General features: G+C 72.3%; 15 protein-coding genes. 5 read left to right on the top strand and 10 right to left on the bottom strand.

The features are described from left to right. Positions 1 to 16 precede the first annotated feature (16 nt). From FNH04_RS20870 to FNH04_RS20855, 4 genes are read right to left on the bottom strand one after another with little or no spacing between them, the layout of a single operon-like run. On the bottom strand, positions 17 to 1114 hold the full coding sequence (locus FNH04_RS20870; protein WP_152786447.1) for a maleylacetate reductase: 1098 nt from the start codon (positions 1112 to 1114) through the stop codon (positions 17 to 19). After that, on the bottom strand, positions 1111 to 2406 hold the full coding sequence (locus tag FNH04_RS20865) for an MFS transporter (RefSeq protein ID WP_152786445.1): 1296 nt from the start codon (positions 2404 to 2406) through the stop codon (positions 1111 to 1113). The genes FNH04_RS20870 and FNH04_RS20865 overlap by 4 nt, the downstream gene beginning before the upstream one ends. Then, the gene (locus tag FNH04_RS20860) at positions 2403 to 3974 is read right to left on the bottom strand and encodes a bifunctional 3-(3-hydroxy-phenyl)propionate/3-hydroxycinnamic acid hydroxylase (RefSeq protein WP_322723421.1); all 1572 of its coding nucleotides are present in this window, start codon (positions 3972 to 3974) and stop codon (positions 2403 to 2405) included. Before FNH04_RS20860 ends, FNH04_RS20865 begins: the two co-directional genes overlap by 4 nt. Then, a complete protein-coding gene (locus tag FNH04_RS20855) occupies positions 3967 to 4953 on the bottom strand; it encodes an amidohydrolase family protein (protein WP_152786443.1) in 987 nt (328 codons plus the stop codon). The genes FNH04_RS20860 and FNH04_RS20855 overlap by 8 nt, the downstream gene beginning before the upstream one ends. Before the next feature lie 415 nt (positions 4954 to 5368). Between FNH04_RS20855 and FNH04_RS20850 the strand changes: the two genes are divergently transcribed. Continuing rightward, a complete protein-coding gene (locus FNH04_RS20850; protein WP_322723419.1) occupies positions 5369 to 6190 on the top strand; it encodes an IclR family transcriptional regulator in 822 nt (273 codons plus the stop codon). Positions 6191 to 6209: 19 nt separating this feature from the next. Here FNH04_RS20850 and FNH04_RS20845 read toward each other — a convergent pair whose 3' ends face one another. After that, complete coding sequence (locus FNH04_RS20845) at positions 6210 to 7025, bottom strand: PaaX family transcriptional regulator (protein WP_322723418.1); 816 nt, start codon at positions 7023 to 7025, stop codon at positions 6210 to 6212. Positions 7026 to 7227: 202 nt separating this feature from the next. Here FNH04_RS20845 and FNH04_RS20840 point away from each other — a divergent pair, with 202 nt between their 5' ends. The 4 genes from FNH04_RS20840 to FNH04_RS20825 all read left to right on the top strand — a co-directional run bounded on the left by FNH04_RS20840 (position 7228) and on the right by FNH04_RS20825 (position 13417). Beyond that, positions 7228 to 8754 carry an FAD-dependent monooxygenase gene (locus tag FNH04_RS20840; protein ID WP_152786441.1) on the top strand — a complete coding sequence of 509 codons (1527 nt, stop codon included), beginning with the start codon at positions 7228 to 7230 and terminating at the stop codon, positions 8752 to 8754. After that, entirely contained in the window at positions 8751 to 10832 is a 2082-nt protein-coding gene (locus FNH04_RS20835) for an acetate--CoA ligase family protein (RefSeq protein WP_152786439.1), read from the top strand. The genes FNH04_RS20840 and FNH04_RS20835 overlap by 4 nt, the downstream gene beginning before the upstream one ends. Next, positions 10825 to 12507: a (2,3-dihydroxybenzoyl)adenylate synthase gene (locus FNH04_RS20830; RefSeq protein ID WP_152786437.1), complete on the top strand. Its 1683-nt coding sequence runs from the start codon at positions 10825 to 10827 to the stop codon at positions 12505 to 12507. Before FNH04_RS20835 ends, FNH04_RS20830 begins: the two co-directional genes overlap by 8 nt. A gap of 181 nt (positions 12508 to 12688) precedes the next feature. Next, the gene (locus FNH04_RS20825; RefSeq protein ID WP_152786435.1) at positions 12689 to 13417 is read left to right on the top strand and encodes an alpha/beta fold hydrolase; all 729 of its coding nucleotides are present in this window, start codon (positions 12689 to 12691) and stop codon (positions 13415 to 13417) included. Between the two features lie 81 nt (positions 13418 to 13498). On the opposite strand, the gene FNH04_RS20820 is transcribed toward FNH04_RS20825, so the two are convergent. The 5 genes from FNH04_RS20820 to FNH04_RS20800 all read right to left on the bottom strand — a co-directional run bounded on the left by FNH04_RS20820 (position 13499) and on the right by FNH04_RS20800 (position 18183). Next, on the bottom strand, positions 13499 to 13957 hold the full coding sequence (locus FNH04_RS20820; protein WP_152786433.1) for an SRPBCC family protein: 459 nt from the start codon (positions 13955 to 13957) through the stop codon (positions 13499 to 13501). Between the two features lie 155 nt (positions 13958 to 14112). After that, positions 14113 to 14727: a GTP-binding protein gene (locus FNH04_RS20815; protein WP_152786431.1), complete on the bottom strand. Its 615-nt coding sequence runs from the start codon at positions 14725 to 14727 to the stop codon at positions 14113 to 14115. Further along, positions 14675 to 15118 (bottom strand): DUF742 domain-containing protein, encoded by a 444-nt coding sequence (locus FNH04_RS20810; protein ID WP_152786429.1) that lies wholly within the window; start codon positions 15116 to 15118, stop codon positions 14675 to 14677. Before FNH04_RS20810 ends, FNH04_RS20815 begins: the two co-directional genes overlap by 53 nt. Positions 15119 to 15167: 49 nt before the next feature. Continuing rightward, on the bottom strand, positions 15168 to 15644 hold the full coding sequence (locus tag FNH04_RS20805; RefSeq protein WP_152786427.1) for a roadblock/LC7 domain-containing protein: 477 nt from the start codon (positions 15642 to 15644) through the stop codon (positions 15168 to 15170). Then, complete coding sequence (locus tag FNH04_RS20800) at positions 15625 to 18183, bottom strand: ATP-binding protein (RefSeq protein ID WP_386575662.1); 2559 nt, start codon at positions 18181 to 18183, stop codon at positions 15625 to 15627. Before FNH04_RS20800 ends, FNH04_RS20805 begins: the two co-directional genes overlap by 20 nt. Positions 18184 to 19028: the final 845 nt, after the last annotated feature.

Below are 19028 nucleotides of genomic sequence, written 5' to 3'. Positions count from 1 at the left end.
GGTCAGGGACGGTCGTTCAGGACTCGGTGAGGGGGACGAGTACCGGGCTGTCCCCGCGCCACGCGCGCCCCAGCAGCTCGCGCAGCTCGTCCTGTGCCACCCGGCGCGGGTTGGAGTGCGGCACCTGCGCCCGCACCAGATCGGTGGCCCGGTCGAGCTCCCGCTCGGCCAGTCCCAGTTCCCGGAGCGAACGCGGCGGGTCGAGTGCCGCGTAGAGGGCGAGCAGCGCTCCGAAGGGGTCGGCGCGGTCGTCCAGCGCCGACCCGAGCCACCGCGCCGCGTCGGGCGCCGCGGGCAGGTTGAGGCCCACCACATGCGGAAGCACCACGGAGTGCAGGGCGGCGTGTTCGAGGTCGTACGCGCCGCCGAGGACATGGCACACCTTGTGGTGCAGCCCGGAACCGGCCCCGGCGAAGGCGACCGCCCCGAGGTAGGCGCCGAAGAGGATGTCGCGCCGCGCCGCGACATCCCGGCCGTCGGCGACGATGCGCGGCAGCGAGGCGGCCAGCGACCGGACACCCTCGACGGCCAGGGCAGCACTGATCGGACTGTGCCGCGGTGCCCACCACGCGTCGACGCAGTGGGCGAGCGCGTTCAGTCCCGACGTCACCGACAGGCGGGCCGGCAACGACAGCATGAGGGTGGCGTCGTAGACGACGACCCGGGGGAGCACCTTCGGATCGACGCCGGTTCGCTTGTGGCCGTCCTCGGTCAGGCCCCACACGGGCGTCGCCTCGGAGCCGGCGTAGGTCGTGGGGACGGCGAGGACCGGCAGCCCCGTGGTCAGCGCCGCCGCCTTCGCCGTGCCCGTCGTCGATCCTCCGCCGACGCTCAGCAGCAGGTCGGCCGCGTGCTCGTGGGCCGCGGCCCGCACGGCCCGCGCCACATCGACCGGCACGTGCGGCCGTACGGCGTCGAAGACCGCCACGACCGGAACGTCCCCGCACAGGTCCTCGGCCAGGGCGCGCTCGCCCTCGGCCGCGATCACCAGGACCCGGGTCGCCCCGAGTCCCGCGACCTCGGCCGCCACGTCGGCCCGGGCGGTGCCCGAGCCGAAGACGACCCGCTGGGCCCAGGACTCGTGGACGACCGGCGACCAGGCGGAGACGGTCATGCCGTCGCCGCTCGTGCCCGGGGGACGGCACCCGCCGCGAGCGCTCCGACGAGCGCGGGGACGGCGAAGGCGTAGAAGGCCCACTCGACACCGGCGCCCGAGCCGAGGACGAACGCGCCCAGCGACGGACCCGCTATCGCCCCGAAACGTCCCACCGACAGGGCCCACGCGAGGCCGTTGCCCCGCAGGGCGTCCGGGTATCTCGTCACGATGAACGCGTTGCCGAGGATCTGCGAGCCGATGAACCCGAAGCCGCTGACGAACATGAGCACGAACATGACGGGGGTCGGCGGGCGCATGCTCATCGCGATCAGGCTCAGCGTGCCGACCAGGAACGCGGCGATCACGACCCGCTTGGGGCCGAGGGCGTCCGCGACACGGCCACCGGCGATGGCGCCGAAGCCGACGCCCAGCCACATGGCCGCGGTCTGCAGCAGAGCCGAGCCCAGGGAGAACCCGGCGGCCTGCATGATGCTGGGCAGCCAGGTGCTGATACCGAAGACCAGCAGCAGCCCGCAGAACGACATGGCCCAGAAGAGCACGGTCGGGACCGCCAGCCCGCCCGTCAGCAGCGAGCGGAGGCCGAGCCAGCGACCCGGGTCCGCGGCCGGCCGGTCGTCGGAGGGAGCCAGACCGAGCCGCTCCTCCACCACCCGTGCCTGCTCCGCTCTGCCCGTACGGCTGAGGTGGAAGGGGCTCTCCGGCAGCCGGAGCAGCAGCGGAAGGGCCACGAACACCGGAAGCACGCCGATCACGTAGAGCCAGCGGTACGAGACGTCGGGGAGCAGGGCGGTGCCGAGCAGCGGGGAGACCAGGGCGCCGGCCGCGTAGCCGCTCATCATCAGCGTGATGTTGCGGCTGCGGTGGGCCGGTTCGCTGAGGTCGGCGACGTAGGCGTTGAGCGTCGGCAGCACCACGCCCAGGCCGAGGCCGACCACGAGGCGTCCGGCACTCCAGGACGTGGCGTCGCCGGCGGCCGCGCTGAGCGCCATGCCGAGCGAGAAGACGGTGGTGCCGACGACCAGGAGCCGGCGCGGACCGGTGCGGTGGACGAGGGCACCGGCGAGCGCCGCGCCGACCAGCATCCCCAGGCCGACCATCGACCCGATGGAGCCGGCCTCCGCCTTGTCGATGCCGAGGGAGGGGTCGCCCAGCAGGGCGGGGACACTGACGCCGTACACGGCCAGGTCGTAGCCCTCCAGGGACGCCACGATCCAGGCGGCCAGCAGCATGAACGTTTTCGCGGATATCCCGCGGACCTGCGGGCGTAGGGCGGTGGACGGCACTGTCATGGCCGGATCCCTTCTCTGGCGGTGGCAGGAGTGTGTGCGGGCTCGATTGCGGATGCAAGCGTCTTCAGGAGCGCCGGGACGTCCGGCAGCACGCCCGCGGTGCCGAGGACGTAGAAGTCGGGCCGCCACAGGACGGCGGCGCGGCCGGTCTCGTCGAACCAGCGGCCGTAGACACCGTCGGTGTCGGTGAACCCCTCGGTGGTGGGGCGGTCGGTCAGATGGTGGACGGCCACCCCGAGCCCGGCGGCGAACTCGGTGGACGGGGCGTCGAGCGAGGCGCCGTCGCGGCCGTCGACGAGGAGGACGAACCCGCGGCCGAGGACGTCGTCGAAGAGCCCCTCGACGCCGTGCGACTCGACCCGGCCCTGCGGCATCAGCTGCCCGGCCTGCGGGCTGTCGTCGCGCAGGCCGGGGCCGAGGCCCGGGAAACGCATCTTCTCCGGGCGGCCGTCCGCCTCGCGCTGCGCGATCAGACGGGCGTCCCGCTCGGCGGCGGCCACCGGATCACGCGTGGTCTGTACGCGGCCGAGCTCGATTCCCTTGACGATGACGGCCCGCACATGCGGCTCGCGCTCGCTCTGGTACGTGTCGAGCAGCGCGTCGTCGGCGCCCCGCAGCACGGCGTCGAGCTTGAAGGCGAGGTTCTGGGCGTCGCGGATGCCCGAGCACATGCCCTGCCCGAGGAAGGGCGGCATCTGGTGGGCCGCGTCCCCGGCGAGCAGGACCCGGCCGCCGCGCCAGCGGTCCGCGACGAGTGAGCGGAACGTGTACGTGGCGACCCGGATGAGTTCGGCCCGCGAGCGGTCGAGATACGCGGCGACCCGTGCCCACACCCGGTCGGGGTCCCGCTCGACGGGGAAGGACTCCTCCGAGTCGAGCATGAAGCTGAACCGGTGGTGACGGGGGCCCAGCGAGATGATCGACACCGGCTGCCCCGGGTCGCAGACCTGACGGGCCTTGGGGACCTCCGCGGGACCGGTCAGCCGGAAGTCGCAGACCATCCACGGCTCGGAGAACCCGTAGTCGTCCTGGCCGATGCCCAGCCGGCCGCGCGTGAAGCTGTTGCCTCCGTCGCACGCCACCGCATACCGAGCGGATACCGGCGTGCCGTCCCCGTCGACCCGGATGTCCACGCCCTCGTGCGTGCTGTCGAGGGCGACGACCCGGGAGTCCATCCGGACCTCGACGCTGCCGAGGCCGCGCACCACATGGTCGAGGGCGTCCTCCAGCTCGGGCTGGTACATCATGTACCACTCCGCCCAGCCCTGGCGGCCGACGGCGGCGAAGTCGTGCTCGATGAGGAGCTCGCCCGCGCCGTTGCGCCACTCGTAGTTCCGCTGGACGTGCAGCGTGGGCAGCAGATCACGGGCGATGCCGACACGGTCGAAGGTCCGCATCGTCTCGTCGTCGAAGATCGCGGCGCGCGGAAGGTTGTAGAGGGTGGGGTAGCGCTCCAGCACGACCACGTCGTGGCCTGCCTGCCCGAGCAGTGCCGCGGTGACCATGCCCACGGGGCCGTACCCGATGACGGCGACGTCGTACACGTGCGTTCCCTTCTGCTCAGACACCCGCGTAGGCGGCGGTGGGGGCGAGGCCGAGGAGCTTCTCCGCGTTCCGGTGGCCGATCTTGAGCCGGTCCGCGTCGCTGATCGGCGCGTCCCGCAGGAACGTGGTGGCCGTCCCCATGTCCTCGAAGGGGTAGTCGGTGCCGAAGAGGATGTGGTCGGCGCCGACCGAGAGCAGGGCGGCGAGCAGCGGGGCGGGGGAGCAGACGCCACTGGTCGTGATGTAGACGTTGTGGCGGATGTACTCCGAGGGGCGCCCGCGCCTGAGTTCGATGCCGTGGTGGGCGTGGAAGTCCCAGCGGGAGTCCATGCGCCACAGCACGAACGGCAGTCCCTCTCCCATGTGGCCGAGGAGCAGCTTGGCGTTCGGGAAGTCGTCGAAGACACCGCCGAAGACGAGCCGCAGGACATGGGTGGCCGTGTCCACTCCCCAGCTCCACATCGGTCCGACGAGTTCGGGGTGGCCCGAGAACACGTGCGCGGTGTCGACGCCGTTGGCCGGGTGCAGATAGAGCGGCACGTCGAGATGCTCGGCGCGCTCCCACACGACGCGCAGGGCCGGGTCGTCCAGATACATGCCATCGGTGTGCGCGTTGACGAGGGCGCCGCGCAGGCCGAGCTGGGTCACCGAGCGCTCCAGCTCGTCGGCCGCGGCCTTCGGATCCTGCAGGGGCAGCGCGGCGAAGCCCGAGAAGCGGTCGGGGTGCCCGGCGACGACTCCGGCGAGGAAGTCGTTGACCGTGGCCGCCTGGCGTACGGCGGACACCGGGTCCTGCTCCGCCTGGATACCGGGGGAGTTGAGCGAGAGGACCTGCATGTCCAGGCCGGCGGCGTCCATGGCCTCGAGGCGTTCCTCGGTGAGGTCGAGGAGCCGCCGGGAGGCCTCGGCCCAGGCGCCGGGCTGGGCTATGGACGCGGTCGACGCGCCATGGCCCACCAGTGCCGGGGTCACGAAGTGCTCTTCGAGGGCTATCAGCTTCATGGGGGCGTTCTCCTCGGTTGATCTCGTGATCTCGACCGCACATGCCCTGCGGCTCGGCCGATCGCGTATGCGGACGGGGCGCGCGAGCAGTGGTCGGGATGGGGTGCCCGGCTCGCCGGGAGGGCCGGGGCGTGTGGGGTGCGCGGAGGTGTGCGCCGTCGGACGGGCGACTCGGGTGGTGCTGTGAGGCGGGCCGCCGGAGCGGCGGGAGGCGGCTGCCGGAGGGGAGGGCCGCTGCGGTGCAGTTCACCAGAACGTAATGCGTTCCGCAATAGTGAATGCCAAGATTGATGGTGTCCGCCAAGGGCGCAGGCCGCCCGTGGGGGAAAAGCCGCAGGCCAGGGACGACGGAAGCCACGTCGGCCACCCCTATAGGCTGACCGCGTTCATGCACCGGTACGGAGAGGACCGCGCTGTGACGTCAACCGAACCCGGGGAGAACACGGAGCGGTCCGGGCCCGAGTCCGTGGCGTCCGACGGCCTCGGACGTCAGGGCATCCAGTCCGTCGAGACCGCGATGCGGGTCCTGCTGGCCCTGGAGGACGGCGGCGGCGCGCTGAGTCTGTCGGCGATCGCGCAGGCGAGCGGGATGCAGCCCAGCAAGGTGCACCGCTACCTCGTCAGCCTCGGCCGTATCGGACTGACCTCGCAGGATCCGGCGTCGGGGCTCTACGACTTCGGGGCCGCGATGCGCCGTATGGGGGCCGAGGCGCTGCGCCGCACCAACGAGGTGGCGGTGGCCGGCGGCCACGCGACGCGGCTCCGTGACCGCACGGGCCACTCCGTGAACCTCGCGGTCTGGGGAGACCGCGGTCCGATCGTGGTGAGCTGGGCGTACGGGACGCGCCCGCTGCCGCTGACCGTGCGGGTCGGCGCCACGCTTCCCCTGCTCACGTCGTCCGTCGGGCAGGTCTTCCTCGCCCACCTGCCCGAGAGCCTCACCGACGAGGTGCTGCGCGGTGAGCGCCGCGGCAAGGAGGCCGACTGGACGGACGAGCGTCTCGCGGCCACGCGCGCACAGGTCCGGGAGCAGGGGCACGTGGTGACGCACAGCGGCGTCATCCCGGGCATCATCTCCGTCGCGGCGCCCGTGTTCGCCGCGGGCGATCCCCTGCCGCTCGCCCTCTCCGTCGTCCTGCCCGAGAGCGTCGGCACCCCGGACCACCTCGCCGAGGTGACGGGCGAACTGCACACCACGGTGGCCGAGGCGTCACGGGAACTGGGGCACCTCGCGTAGCGGAACGAGGGGTCGGGCGCTACGGCTGCGCCACGGGACGCGTTCCGGCCACCTCGTCGTAGAAGGACTCGGCCGACGGGCCGAGCAGGTCGTGGGCCTCCATGAACATCTCGTGCGCCTCGTGTCCCACCCAGCCCGCCGGGAGCAGCTCCGTCGGCAGGTCGGGGTCGCGGAAGGGGAACTTGCGGTAGTCGTACGTCAGCCGCATGCGCTCGACGAGTGCCTCCTCGGGGCTGAGGTGCCCGGCCCGGTAGGACGGCATCCGGACGCGATAGGTACGCAGCAGTTCCCGGTAGTCCTCGTTGAGTGCGGCCAGGTCCCAGCAGCGGGCGGCCATCTCGCGGTCGACGGGGAGCCCGCCCGACTGGCAGCGCAGGGTGTCGAGGCGTACGGCGGGCTCGTCGGCGAACTTCTCCCGCACCTGCCGGATCCGGTCGTGCGGGGCGACGTACGTCGACGGGGCCAGCGGGCCGAAGCCCAGCCAGGCCAGTTCCTTGCGGATGCGGTCCCGCACACCGCGTTCGGTCTCCGGCACCGAGTAGATGACCATGTACCAGTGCCGGTCCCAGTCGGACGGCGCGCGGTCGAAGATGCGCGAGCGGCCCTCGTCGAGCAGCTGGAGACTGCGCGTGTTGAGCGCGTAGAGCGTCTCCCTGCCCTCGCGCCGCACATCGAACCAGCCCTCCTTGCGCAGGCGCGCGAGCACCACCCGCACCGTACTGTCGCCGACGCCGAAGCAGTCCATCAGTGTGCTGAGGGTGCGCAGCCGGGCGGCGCCGCCGCGGTACCGGACGTAGTCGCCGAACAGGTCGAAGACGATCGATCGAGGTTTCACGGATCCGACTATGTCATACGGACGGCCGTCGCCAGGATGAGTCGGGTGGCCGATAGGTCTCTTGCGTCGCGCCCTGCGTGCTGCGCGTACGGCGATGGAATTGCGTGACAAATCATTGACGTCCGTGGAATGACTGACACAGAATGGCGGCGAACGGACAGCCCCCCGGCCTGTTCCGGTACTCGATGTGGAGGCAGGAGCCATGGTGTCTCGGATCGCTTGTGTGGGAGGAGGCCCCGGTGGGCTGTTCTTCGCCACACTCCTCAAGCAGGCCGATCCGTCGGTCGAGGTGACGGTCTTCGAGCGGAACGGCCCGGACGACACCTTCGGCTTCGGCGTGGTGTTCTCCGACGCGACACTGGCAGGCATCCACGCGGCCGACCCCGTGCTCCGCACCGCCCTCGCGGACCACGGACGTCACTGGGACGACATCGAGGTGCGCCTGAAGGGGCAGCGCATCCGCTGCGGCGGCAACGGCATGGCGGCCATCACCCGCAGAACCCTCCTGCAGCTCCTGCACCGGCGGGCGGTGGAGGTCGGCGTCGAGCTGAGATTCGGCCACGAGGTGCCCGCCGCCCCGGACTCGCTCGCGGATTTCGACCTGATCGTGGCCGCCGACGGGGCCAACTCCCGGTTCCGCGACCGGCTCGCCGATGTGCTCGTGCCCGAGGTGGAGGTGGCGACCGCCAAGTTCATCTGGTTCGGCACGACGTATCTCTTCGACGGACTGACCTTCGTGCACGAGCACGGACCGGACGGCACGTTCGCCGTGCACGGCTACCCGATCAGCGAGAACGCCAGCACCTTCATCGTGGAGACGGACGAGGAGTCCTGGCGGGCGGCCGGGCTCGACGCGTTCGACACCGCGCAGCCGCCCGGGCCGAGCGACGAGAAGACCAGACGGTATCTGGAGAAGCTCTTCGCCGAGCAGATCGACGGCCACGACCTGCTGGTCAACAACTCGCGCTGGGGCAACTTCCGCACCCGGCGCACCCGTCGCTGGCACAGCGGCAACGTCGTCCTGCTCGGCGACGCCGCGCACACCGCGCACTTCTCCGTCGGCTCCGGTACCAAGATGGCCATGGAGGACGCCATCGCGCTCGCCGGCAGTCTCCTCGCCCACCGCGACGACCTGACGACGGCCCTGGAGGCGTACGAGGCGGAGCGGCGACCATCGGTGGAGCGGATCCAGAACTCCGCCCGGCCGAGCCTGTCCTGGTGGGAGCACTTCGGGCGCTACCACGACGCGTTCTCGCCGACGCGGTTCGCCTTCCACTTCCTCTCCCGCAGCATCGGCAAGGAGCGGATCGCGCGCCGCGACCCGGAGTTCGTCGAACGGGTCGCAGAGGACTGGCGGGCCGCGCACGACGGGCGCGACCCCCTGGACACGCCGTTCCGGCTGGGCGAGCGTGAGTTCGGCGGGCGGTGGGTCCCGCCCGCCGAACTGAGGGGCCCGCTGGCGGGGTGCCTGTGGCTCACCGCGCCGGACGCGGAGGCACAACTCCCGTCTCTGTACGAGGAGTTGGAGCGCGCCGTGAGTGGTGCGACCCCGCCCGCGCTGGTCGCCGTCCATTCCGGCACCGCGCTCACCCGGCAACTGCTCGCGGAGCAGGCCCGGCTGGTGCACACGGTGCCCGCACTGATCGTGGAGGACGGCATGGACGACGACCGGGCCGAGACGCTGCTGCTGTCCGGGCGCGCCGACCTCGTGGCACGGGAGCGGATATGACCACGAACCTGACGCCGCTGTTCACGCCCGAGGGCGTGGTGGTCATCGGCGCCTCGCGGCAGAGCGGCAAGCTGGGCGCGGCCATGGCCCGTTCCCTGGCCGCCTTCCCCGGCGCCCGCGCCCTCGTCAACTCCCGCCGCCCCGACCCCGCCGACGGTGTGTACGCCTCGGTCGCCGACGCCGCCGGGCACACCGGCGGCCGCCGTCTCGACCTGGCCGTGCTGTGCGTACCGGCGGCTGCCTGCGCGGACGCACTGGCCGAGGCCGCCGCCGCGGGCTGCCGTGCGGCACTCGTGTGCGCCGGAGGTTTCGGCGAAGCGGGCCCGGAGGGCGAGGGGCACGCAAAGGCGTTGCGCCGTACGGTCCGGGAGACCGGGATCCGGCTGCTCGGCCCCAACACCTCCGGGTTCTTCGACCCCCACCTCGGGCTGACGGCCAGCTTCGTGCCCGCCGCGGGACAACTGCCCGCCGGGGACATCGCGGTGGTCGCGGCCAGCGGCGGCGTCAACCACGCGCTCGCCTTCGACCTGGCCGCCGCGGGCAACGGCATCAGCCTCGCCGCGGGCATCGGCGCCGGCCTGGACGTGACCGCGGCGGACGTCCTGGAGCACCTCGCCGAGGACGGCCGTACGACAGCCGTCGCCCTGCACCTGGAGACGGTTCCCGACGGACCGCGCCTGGTGGCCGCCGTACGGCGGCTCACCACCGTGAAACCGGTCGTGGCGCTGGTCGTCGGACGTACGGACGTCGGTGACTTCGCGCGCTCGCACACCGGCGCGCTGGCCACCTCCTGGCGTACGGCACGGGCGGCGCTTCGGCAGGCCGGAGCGGTGGTCGTCGACGACGAACGGGAACTGGTGGACGCGCTCACCGCTCTCTCGCGCATCCGGCTGCGCCCCCACCCGGACCCCGGGCTCGGCATCGTGACCGCCCAGGCGGGGCCGGGACTGCTGCTGGCCGACCGGGCCGGCGCCGACGGTATCCGGATGCCGGAGCTGACCGGGCCCACCCGGCGCACGCTGGGTGAGCTGCTGCCCCCGCTCACCTACCAGCGCAACCCCGTCGACACCGGCCGGCCCGCCGAGACCTTCGCCCGCGTGCTGGACGCCACCGCCGCCGACCCGGAGGTGGACCTGCTGGCGGTCTACGCCCTGGCCGAGCCCGACAGCGTCGACCTCGCCTCGGCCGCCCAGGACGCCGGCCTCGGCGCTGCCTCCCCCGCGGTGGTGGTCGTCGGCGGTCTTCCCGAGGACGTGGCCGAGCAGCGGGCGCGGCTGCACAAGGCGGGTGTCCCGGCACTCGCCGGACCGGCCTCCGCCGCGGGCGCCGTACGGGCCCTGGTGACGGATGCGCGGCAGCGGGCCCTGGGGGAGCGGGAGGACCCGCCATCGCAGCCCCCACCGGATTCAGGTGTCGCCGTACCTCCCGGCCCTCTGGACGAGCACGCCGCCAAGACCTTCCTCGGCACCCTCGGGATCCCCACCCCGGACCGCGTCCCCTGCGGCTCCCGCGCCGAAGCCCACCAGGCCCTGCGCCTGCTCGGCGGGCCGGTCGCGGTCAAGGTGCTCGACGCCGCGATCCTGCACAAGACCGAGGCGGGCGGGGTCCACCTGGGCGTACGCACCCCGGACGAACTCGACGCGGCGCTGGACGCCATCGGCCCCGGCCGCCGCTACCTGGTGGAGGCGATGGCGCCGCCCGGTGTCGACCTCGTGCTCGGTGTGCGACGGGATCCCGTGTTCGGGCCGGTCGTCCTGGCGGGGCTGGGCGGTACGGCGGCCGAGGTGTACGCCGATGTGGCGCTCCGGCTCGCCCCGCTCTCCGTGCCCGAGGCCGCCGCGATGCCCGACGAACTGGCGGCCCGCGCCCTGCTCGACGGCTGGCGCGGCGGGCCGGTGCTCGACCGTGCCGCGTTCGGACGGGTGGCCGCCGCACTCGCCGCCGCCCTGGTCGCGAGCCCGCACACCGCCGAGATCGAGATCAACCCGCTGCGGCTCACCGCCGAGGGGCTGACCGCACTGGACGCCGTGATCACGCACACGGCAGGCCGTACCGCCGAGGAGAAGGACCATGCCTAGACCGAGCAGCAACGGTGCTGTGCCCTGGCCCGCGGACGTGGCCCGGCGCTATGTCGACAAGGGCTACTGGCAGGGCCGGACGATCGGCGACCGGCTGCACGAGGCCGCCGACGCCACCCCCGACGCGGTCGCACTCGTCGACGGCTCCGAGCACCTCACCTGTCTGACATACCGTCAACTCGCCGAGCGGGCGGACGCCGTCGCCCTGCGCCTGGCCGCGCTCGGGCTCCGCCCGGACGACCGACTCGTGGTGCAGCTGCCCGGCACCGCCGAGTTCGTGATCCTCACCTACGCCTGTCTGCGCCTGGGCGTCATCCCGGTGATGGCGCTGCCCGGCCACCGCAAGCACGAGGTCGGGCACCTGGTCGAGCACAGCGAGGCGGTCGCCATCGCCGTCCCCGACGTCCTCAAGGACCACGACCACCAGGCGATGGCCTCCGAGCTCGCCGCGGAGCACCCGGCCCTCCAGCACCTCCTCGTCCTCGGCGACAAGGTGGGCGACGGTGCCGTGGATCTGCGGGAGCTGTGCCGGGCGCCCGGCACTCCGGCCGACCGGGCCGCCGTGGACGCCTACCGCCCCGACAGCCGCTCCATCGCCGTCTTCCTCCTGTCCGGCGGCACCACCGGACTCCCCAAGCTCATCGCCCGCACCCACGACGACTACCTCTACAACGCCCGCCGCAGCGCCGAGGTCTGCGGCCTCGGCCCCGACACGGTCTACTTCGCCGCCCTGCCCCTCGGCCACAACTTCCCCCTCGCCTGCCCGGGGCTCCTCGGCACCCTGCTGAACGGCGGCCGGGTGGTCCTCGGCTCACCCAACCCGGACAAGGCGTTCGAACTCATCGAGCGCGAGGGCGTCACCGTGACCGCCGTCGTCCCGGCCATCGCCCAGCGCTGGCTGGACCACCACCGGGACCACCCGGGAGCCGACCTGAGCTCGCTCAGGCTCCTGCAGGTCGGCGGCTCCCGGCTGGCCGACCAGGTCGCGCGCCGGGTGCGCACCGAGCTGGGCTGCACGCTCCAGCAGGTGTTCGGCATGGCCGAGGGGCTGCTCAACTACACGCGCCCGGACGACCCCGAGGACGTCATCTGTACGACGCAGGGGCGCCCCATGTGCGAGGACGACGAGCTCCTCGTGGTGGACGAGCTGGGGCAGCCGGTTCCCGAGGGCACACCGGGCGTGCTGCTCACCCGAGGGCCGTACACCCCGCGCGGCTACTACCGCGCCGAGGAGCAGAACGCCCGCGCGTTCACCCCGGACGGCTGGTACCGCACCGGTGACATCGTGCGGCTGCGGCCCGACGGCAACCTCGTCGTCGAGGGGCGCGACAAGGACATGATCATCCGGGGCGGGGAGAACATCTCGGCGGAGGAGATCGAGAACTTCGCCTACCAGACCCCGGGCATCGCCCGTGCCGCCGCCGTCGCCATGCCCGACGCCGCACTCGGCGAGCGCGTCTGCCTCTATGTCGTACCGGAGGCGGACCGCACGGTGACCCTCGGCGACGTCCACCGCGTGATGGAGGGCGCCCACGCGGCCCGCTTCAAGTTCCCGGAACGGCTGGTGACGGTCCCGGAGCTCGCCACCACCAAGGTCGGAAAGATCGACAAGAAGGCCCTGCGCGCCGACATCGCCCGCCGGCTCGCCGCCGAAGGGGTCTTTGACGGCCGGTGACGCCGACGGCCGGTGACGCCGATGACCGGTGACGCCGAGACGGCCGGTGACGCCGATGACCGGTGACACCAAGACGGCCGGTGACACCGGCAACCGGTCACGCCGACGGCCCGTGACCGCGAGGGGTCGTACCACTCGACCGCCTCACTGGACAGCCACCACTCGATCAAGGGAGATCGGTATGAGCGAGACCTTCGTCCTGGTGACCGGAGCCTGGCACGGCGGATGGGCCTGGCGCCCGGTCGCCCGTGAGCTGAGAGCCGCCGGGCACCAGGTGCACACCCCCACCCTGGCCGGGCTGGGCGCCGACGACGACCCGCGCGGCGTGACGCTCACGGACTGTGTGGACAGCCTGGTGGCGTACGTCGAGGGCGCCGGGCTCGACGGGATCACCCTCGTCGGCCACAGCTGGGGCGGCTACGTCCTGACCGGGGCGGCACCGAAGCTCGCCAACCGGCTCAGGCGGCTGGTCTTCTGGAGCGCGTTCGTGCCGGAGGACGGCGAGTCGCTGATCGAGGCGTGCCCGCCGCACTACGGCGAGATGTTCCACGCCCTGGCCGCGGCCTCCGGCGACGACACCGTCACGCTGCCGCTGGAGGTCTGGCAGCAGGCGTTCATGCAGGATGCCGGGGAGGAGACCCAGCGCATGGTCCACTCCCTCCTGGTCCCGCAGCCCCTGGGCACCTTCACCGAGAAGCCGGACACCTCGGCGTTCACCGCGCTCGACATACCCACCAGCTACGTCCTGTCCACCGAGGACGTCTCCCTGCCCGGAGAGTGGGCCTGGGGCAACCGCTTCCCGCAGCGTCTAAAGAACCCGCTGGTCATCGAGGTCCCCGGAAGCCACGAGGGCTGTTTCACCCGCCCCGTCGAACTGGCGGACGCCTTCATCCGGGCCTGCGCGGCGTAGGGGCCCGGGGAGAGGCGAAGGCGCCCCGCGCACGGCGGGGCGCCTTCGGTGCGACGGGCCAGGGTGCCGCCCGGCCGGGGGTCACCCGGGCTGAATGCGTCCACGCCAGGCTCCGGACTCACTCCCGCGCTGCTCGATGTACTCCTTGAAGCGCTGCATGTCGCCCTTGACGCGCCGGTCGATGACTCCCAGCATGTCCCCGGTCTTCTCCGCGGCCCCGCTGGGCTCGATGTCCATCACGAGCTCGACGCGGGTGTGCGTGTCGTCCACGCGCTGGAAGCGGACCGAGCCCTTCTGCCGGGTGTCACCGGTGGTGGTACGCCAGGTGACCCGCTCGTCGGGGAGCTGGTCGACGATCTCGGTGTCGAACTCCCGCCGGACCCCGCCGATCTTGGTGGTCCAGTGGTTGTGGCGTTCGTCGAGCTGCCTGACCTCCTCGACTCCCTCCATGAACCTCGGGAACTCCTCGAACTGCGTCCACTGGTTGTAGGCGGTGCGGACGGGGACCTCGACTTCCACCGTTTCCTTGACGGTGCTCATCCTGCCTCCCTCTTCCTTGATCGGCCGCGGGCCTGCCACAGCCCACGGCAGGGATCTCGGGACGCCGGGCGAGTACCCGTGAAACGCCTGTTGACGACTGTGGAGCGGGACGACGTGACGATCCCGGAGGGAGCGCGTCCGGCCCCGCTCCACGATCAGGGCGCCGCGGCCGCCTCCGCGCGGGACAGGGCCACCTCCAGTACGGCCAGCAGCGCGTCCCGGACCGAGCCCGTGTTCCGTGCGTCGAAGACGATCAGCGGTACGTGTTCGCCGATGTCGAGCGCCCACCGCACCTCGTCCAGATCGTGCTCGACCGCCCCGTCGAACGCGTTGACGGCGACGACGAACGGCACGTCCTTGTGCTCGAAGTAGTCGACCGCCGCGTAGCAGTCGTCCAGACGGCGGGTGTCCACGATCACCAGACCACCGAGGGCGCCCTCGACCAGGTCGTCCCACATGAAGCCGAACCGGTCCTGGCCCGGAGTGCCGAACAGGTACAGCTTCAGCGTCGGATCGAGGGTGATCACCCCGAAGTCCATGGCGACCGTGGTGGTGGTCTTGCCGGGAGTGTGGGTGAGATCGTCCACCCCCGCCGCGACCTCGGTGATCGCCGCCTCCGTGGTCAGCGGGCGTATTTCCGAGATCGCTCCCACGGTCGTGGTCTTGCCGACGCCGAAGCCGCCGGCGATGACCATCTTCACCGGTAGCGGAGGCTGTTCAACTGGTGTCACGGAGTGTTCCCCGCGATTCGGGGACGGCACGGAGACCATCGATAACCCTTCGCAGTACGGAGAGGTCCTGGGCCGTTCCGGCCTCCGGTCTGTGGACTGCCAGTCGTCCGGCGGTACACAGGTCCTCGGCCAGCACGCGGACCACGTTGAGGTGCAGCCGCAGCCGGGCGGCGAGTTCCGCCACCGACTGGGGTCGTCGGCACGCGGCCACGATGTCGTGGTGTTCGAAGGTGAGCGAGTTCAGGACGGAGAGCCCGGCCGAGGTGGCGACGACCTGGGTCTCGACCGGCAGGGGCGGCGCGGTACCGGCGCCCGACACACGGCCGGCGGTCAGCAGGAACGGCCGGATGGCGGGGGCGCGGCCGACCGGCTCCGGTGAGCCCCCGGCGCCCCCCGCCGCGTCGTGTGGTGCTGGTTCACCGACGGCCATCACGATCCCTTCCTGACATGCCTGAACCCTGCCCCCGAACAAGGGCGGATCAGCCGGCCGGTGCGACGCCGACGCTGTTCTTCAGCTCCAGTACGAGTTGCGGGGTGAGCGCGGCCCCGGCCCGGTTGGCGAAGAGCGCCATCTCGTAGGCGATGTTGCCCAGCTTGGCCTCCTTGGTGGTCACCACGCCCAGGACGGCGCCGCAGCCGATGGCCGACACCAGGACATGACCGCCCTCCAGGTCGATGATGACCTTGTTGAGACCGCCCAGACCGTAGTTGCCGGAGGCGCCCCCGGCGAGGCTCGTGAGGCCGGAGACGATCGCGGCGAGCCGCTCCGAGTCGGCCTGGTCGCGGAGCTGGGACACCGCGATCAGCAGGCCGTCCGACGACACCGCGATGGCGTCGACGACCCCGGCGGTCTCCGTGGCGAACCGGTCGAGCAGCCAGGTGAAATCGGCCGCCGCGGTACGCAGGTCGGTCGGTTGTGGCCGCTCGGAACTGCTCTCACCTGTCGACGTGATCAATGCCCGACTCCTTCTCGGTTTCCTGGTGCTGCGAAGCTGCTGTTTCCGTGCGGTGGAGAAGACTGTCCTGTTCCGCCCTGCGGATCGCGGCCTCGAACTCGTCGAGTTCCGAGCGGACCGCTTCGGCGTCGACGGGCTGCCGTACGGTCGGCGTCTCCCGGTCGGCCGGTGCGGTGGTCTTGGCGAGGGTCGCGCCCCGCACGCGCCGCCGCAGCGGCCGGGCGCCCTCGGCCGCGGGCGGCCCGTCGGAGGCGTGGGCCCGCGCCGCGTCCACCCGCGCCGGGTCCGCCTGGTGCGCGTCCGCCCGCTCCGCGACCGGGCGGACGGGGACACGCCGGGGGAGGGCGCCCCGCTGCGAGGGGACGGCGGGCCGCCGCTCGGGGCCCCCGGAGGCGGGTGCGGGTGCGGGGACGGAGGCCGGTACGCCGGCCGACTGCCCGGCCCACCGGGGCAGCGCCGGCACCGTCCGGGCCGGGTCCAGGGCCTGGGGCGTCACAGGGGCCGCGGGAACCGCGGCCACCGGCGCGTCCCCGGCCCCCGCCGCGTCCACCGGGCTCAGCGTCAGCAGGAGTCCGGAGGGGACCCAGACGCTGCTCGTGACCCCGCCGCCCGGAGTACGGCCCAGGGTCACCCGGATACCCCAGCGCCGGGCGAGGCTGCCCACCACGAAGAGGCCGAGCACCTTGGTCGGTACGAGGTCGAGCCGCTCGCGGCGGATCAGCCGGGCGTTCTCCTCGGCGAGGCGTTCCGCGCTCATGCCGAGGCCGTGGTCGATGACCTCGATCAGCGCGCCGCCGTCCTCGGTGACGTCGGTACCGGGCCGGACGGCCACCTCGACGGGCATGTGGGACGGGGAGAACGACACCGCGTTCTCCAGCAGTTCGGCGATCATCAGCGTGAGGTCGCCGATGATGTCGGGCGCGACGGTGACCTCGGTCTCGGATCGCAGCGAGACCCGCTGGTAGCCCTCGATCCGGCCGAGCCCCGCCCGGATGACGTCGGCCAGGGTGGTCGGCCGGGCGTCGACGCCGGTCTCCCGGATTCCGGCGAGCAGCATCAGGCTGTCGGCGTTGCGCTGGAGGCGTACGGCGATGTGATCGATGCGGTAGAGCCGGTCGAGGAGTTCGGGGTCGGTCTCCTCCCGTTCGGCGGCGTCGATCAGGGCGAGCTGACGGGTGGTGAGGTTGCTGACCCTGCGCCCCACGTTGCCGAACATCTCGGCGACGTTGCGGCGGCTCAGCACCTGTCGCTCCAGGAGCGCCGCGGCGGTGACCTGCACCTGGTTGAACGCCTCGGCCAGCTCACCGATCTCGTCGCGGGCGGGGACCGGGATCGGCCGCGGCCGCAGGGGCGTGCTGTCGGTGGACTCGTCGTCCGCGACCCGGGCGAGCTCCTCACCCGCCACGTCGACCACCTGCTGGGCGGCGCCGGTCAGGGCCACCAGGGGGCGTACGACCGACCGCCGGACGAGGACACAGAAGCCCAGCCATGCGGTGAAGGCGAGCAGGGCCAGACCGAGCAGGACCAGCGCGGTCTGCAGGGCGTTGCGGGAGACGGCGTCGGCCCGGGCGGCGATCTCCCCGATCAGCGAGCGGGTGATGCCGAGACGGGCCTCGGCCTGCTCCGTGCCGGTGGTGATGGCCTTGCGCAGTTCCCGCGCGCTCCCGGTCTGCAGGGCACTCGGATCGATCTGGAGCTCCGCGAAGGCGGACTCGAAGCCGTGCTCCTCGGCACTGCGCTCGATACCGCTCAGGGCCAGGACCTGCCTCGGGGTGGCGATACGGCCGAACCGGTCCGACTGGTGGTCGTAGAGCTGGTGGGCCCCGACCGCGCGCGTGAACTCGGTGAGGGCGTTGGAGTCACGGGTGTGCGCGGAGAACACGGCGCTCTCGAAGGCCGCGTGGGCGGCGTCGGCGCGCAGCACCGTGTCGAGCAGCTGGGTGACCGAGGACGACGGCGTGCCGGAGAAGCGTTCGAGCCCGATGCCGTCGATCAGGTACTCGACCGCCGAGGCGTAGGCGGGGTCGATGTTGGCGGCGGGGACATAGCCCCGTTCGAGCTTCTCGCGCAGGACGGTGAGGGCGCGCAGATAGTCGAGCGCCCGGGTCTCCTCGACCGGCAGGCCCGACCCGAACACCGCGCGTACGGCGGCAGCCTGCGCATCGGTGTCCCGTTGCGCCGCACGGTAGTCGGCGGCCTCCGGCAGGGCGGCTCCGGGACGAACCGACTCGTACCGTACGGACAGCAGGAGCGCCTGACGGTGCTCGGCCTGTACGTCGTTGATGAGCCGGGCGACCTGCTCGCTGTCACGGACCAGCTCCGCGATCCGGTCGGCGTCCCGGGCCTGCTGCACCTCGCTGTAGACACCGACGCCGAGCAGGGTGCCGACGACCACGATGGGCGCGATCACCAGGACGTTGAGCTTCCGCCGGAACGGCCACCGGTCGAGGACGGCTCCGGCCCTGCGGCGCAACCGCGGCGTCGGGCGGGCGTGCGCGGGGCCGAGCGCGCGCGTCGGGTCCACTGTGTTCGCGGGCACCCGGGGCCTCCTTCGATGTGCTCGTGCGCGGTGGCCGAGGCGACGTCGCTGCCGGATCACCGCGCCCGGTGCACGGACGCACGCTTTGCGAAACTCGCACCTGAAGATGCGCATAGTTCGCGCCACATGTCCGGAACCGGCCGTGCGGAGAATAGCGTTTGTGTGATCGTCTGTAAAACGTGAGTAATGAAGAACCCGTGTAGGCATAGCTATTTGGCATATGCAAAACCGAAGTCCGGGTAGCCGCCGGACACCGGGCGCCGCCTGTGGGCGCCTTCTGAAAGCCGGTGGCCGAGAGGCGAGTTCACCGGGTCCGGCTCGTACGTCACCGCCGTGGCGATCGCGTGTTCGCCGGCGCCGCGTGCCCGGTCGTAACCGTTTGGCTACGGTGGGCCCGCGCGGCGGCGGACTGGCGGCCCGGTCACCCGACCTGTGTCGACGCTGTCCGGTTTCCGATGGCGGCCTGCTAGATTCCCACCGCGACCAGGGCCTGTCCGGCGGATCAGGGTCGGGCAGGCCGCGACGTCCGGTGCGCGCGATCGCAAGGCGCCGGAGTGCCCTCGTGACGGATCCACATGGGCATTTCGGCAACACGGCGAGCGTGCGTGCCAGGCGTCGAGGACCCGGCCATGATCCGCCGGACAGGTCCTGGCACCGGGCAACCGCCCGAGCACTGTCGTGACCGTCGCCCGGAACCCGCCCAGGCCGGTCGCCCCGGCGTCGGATCCGGGACACCCCCGCTCAACAGCGGCGCCTTCTCGTCGCCGTGGCCGGCGCGGGCCGTTCCCGTCGGCGGAGACCGCACATCCGAGCTCTGGCCACCCGTACCCCAACTCCTCCCCACC

Origin of the sequence: Streptomyces phyllanthi, assembly GCF_009377205.1 — a bacterium.
Classification (GTDB): Bacteria; Actinomycetota; Actinomycetes; order Streptomycetales; family Streptomycetaceae; genus Streptomyces; species Streptomyces phyllanthi.
Note: the sequence above shows the minus strand (reverse complement) of the source record. Positions and strands in the feature narration are given on the sequence as shown.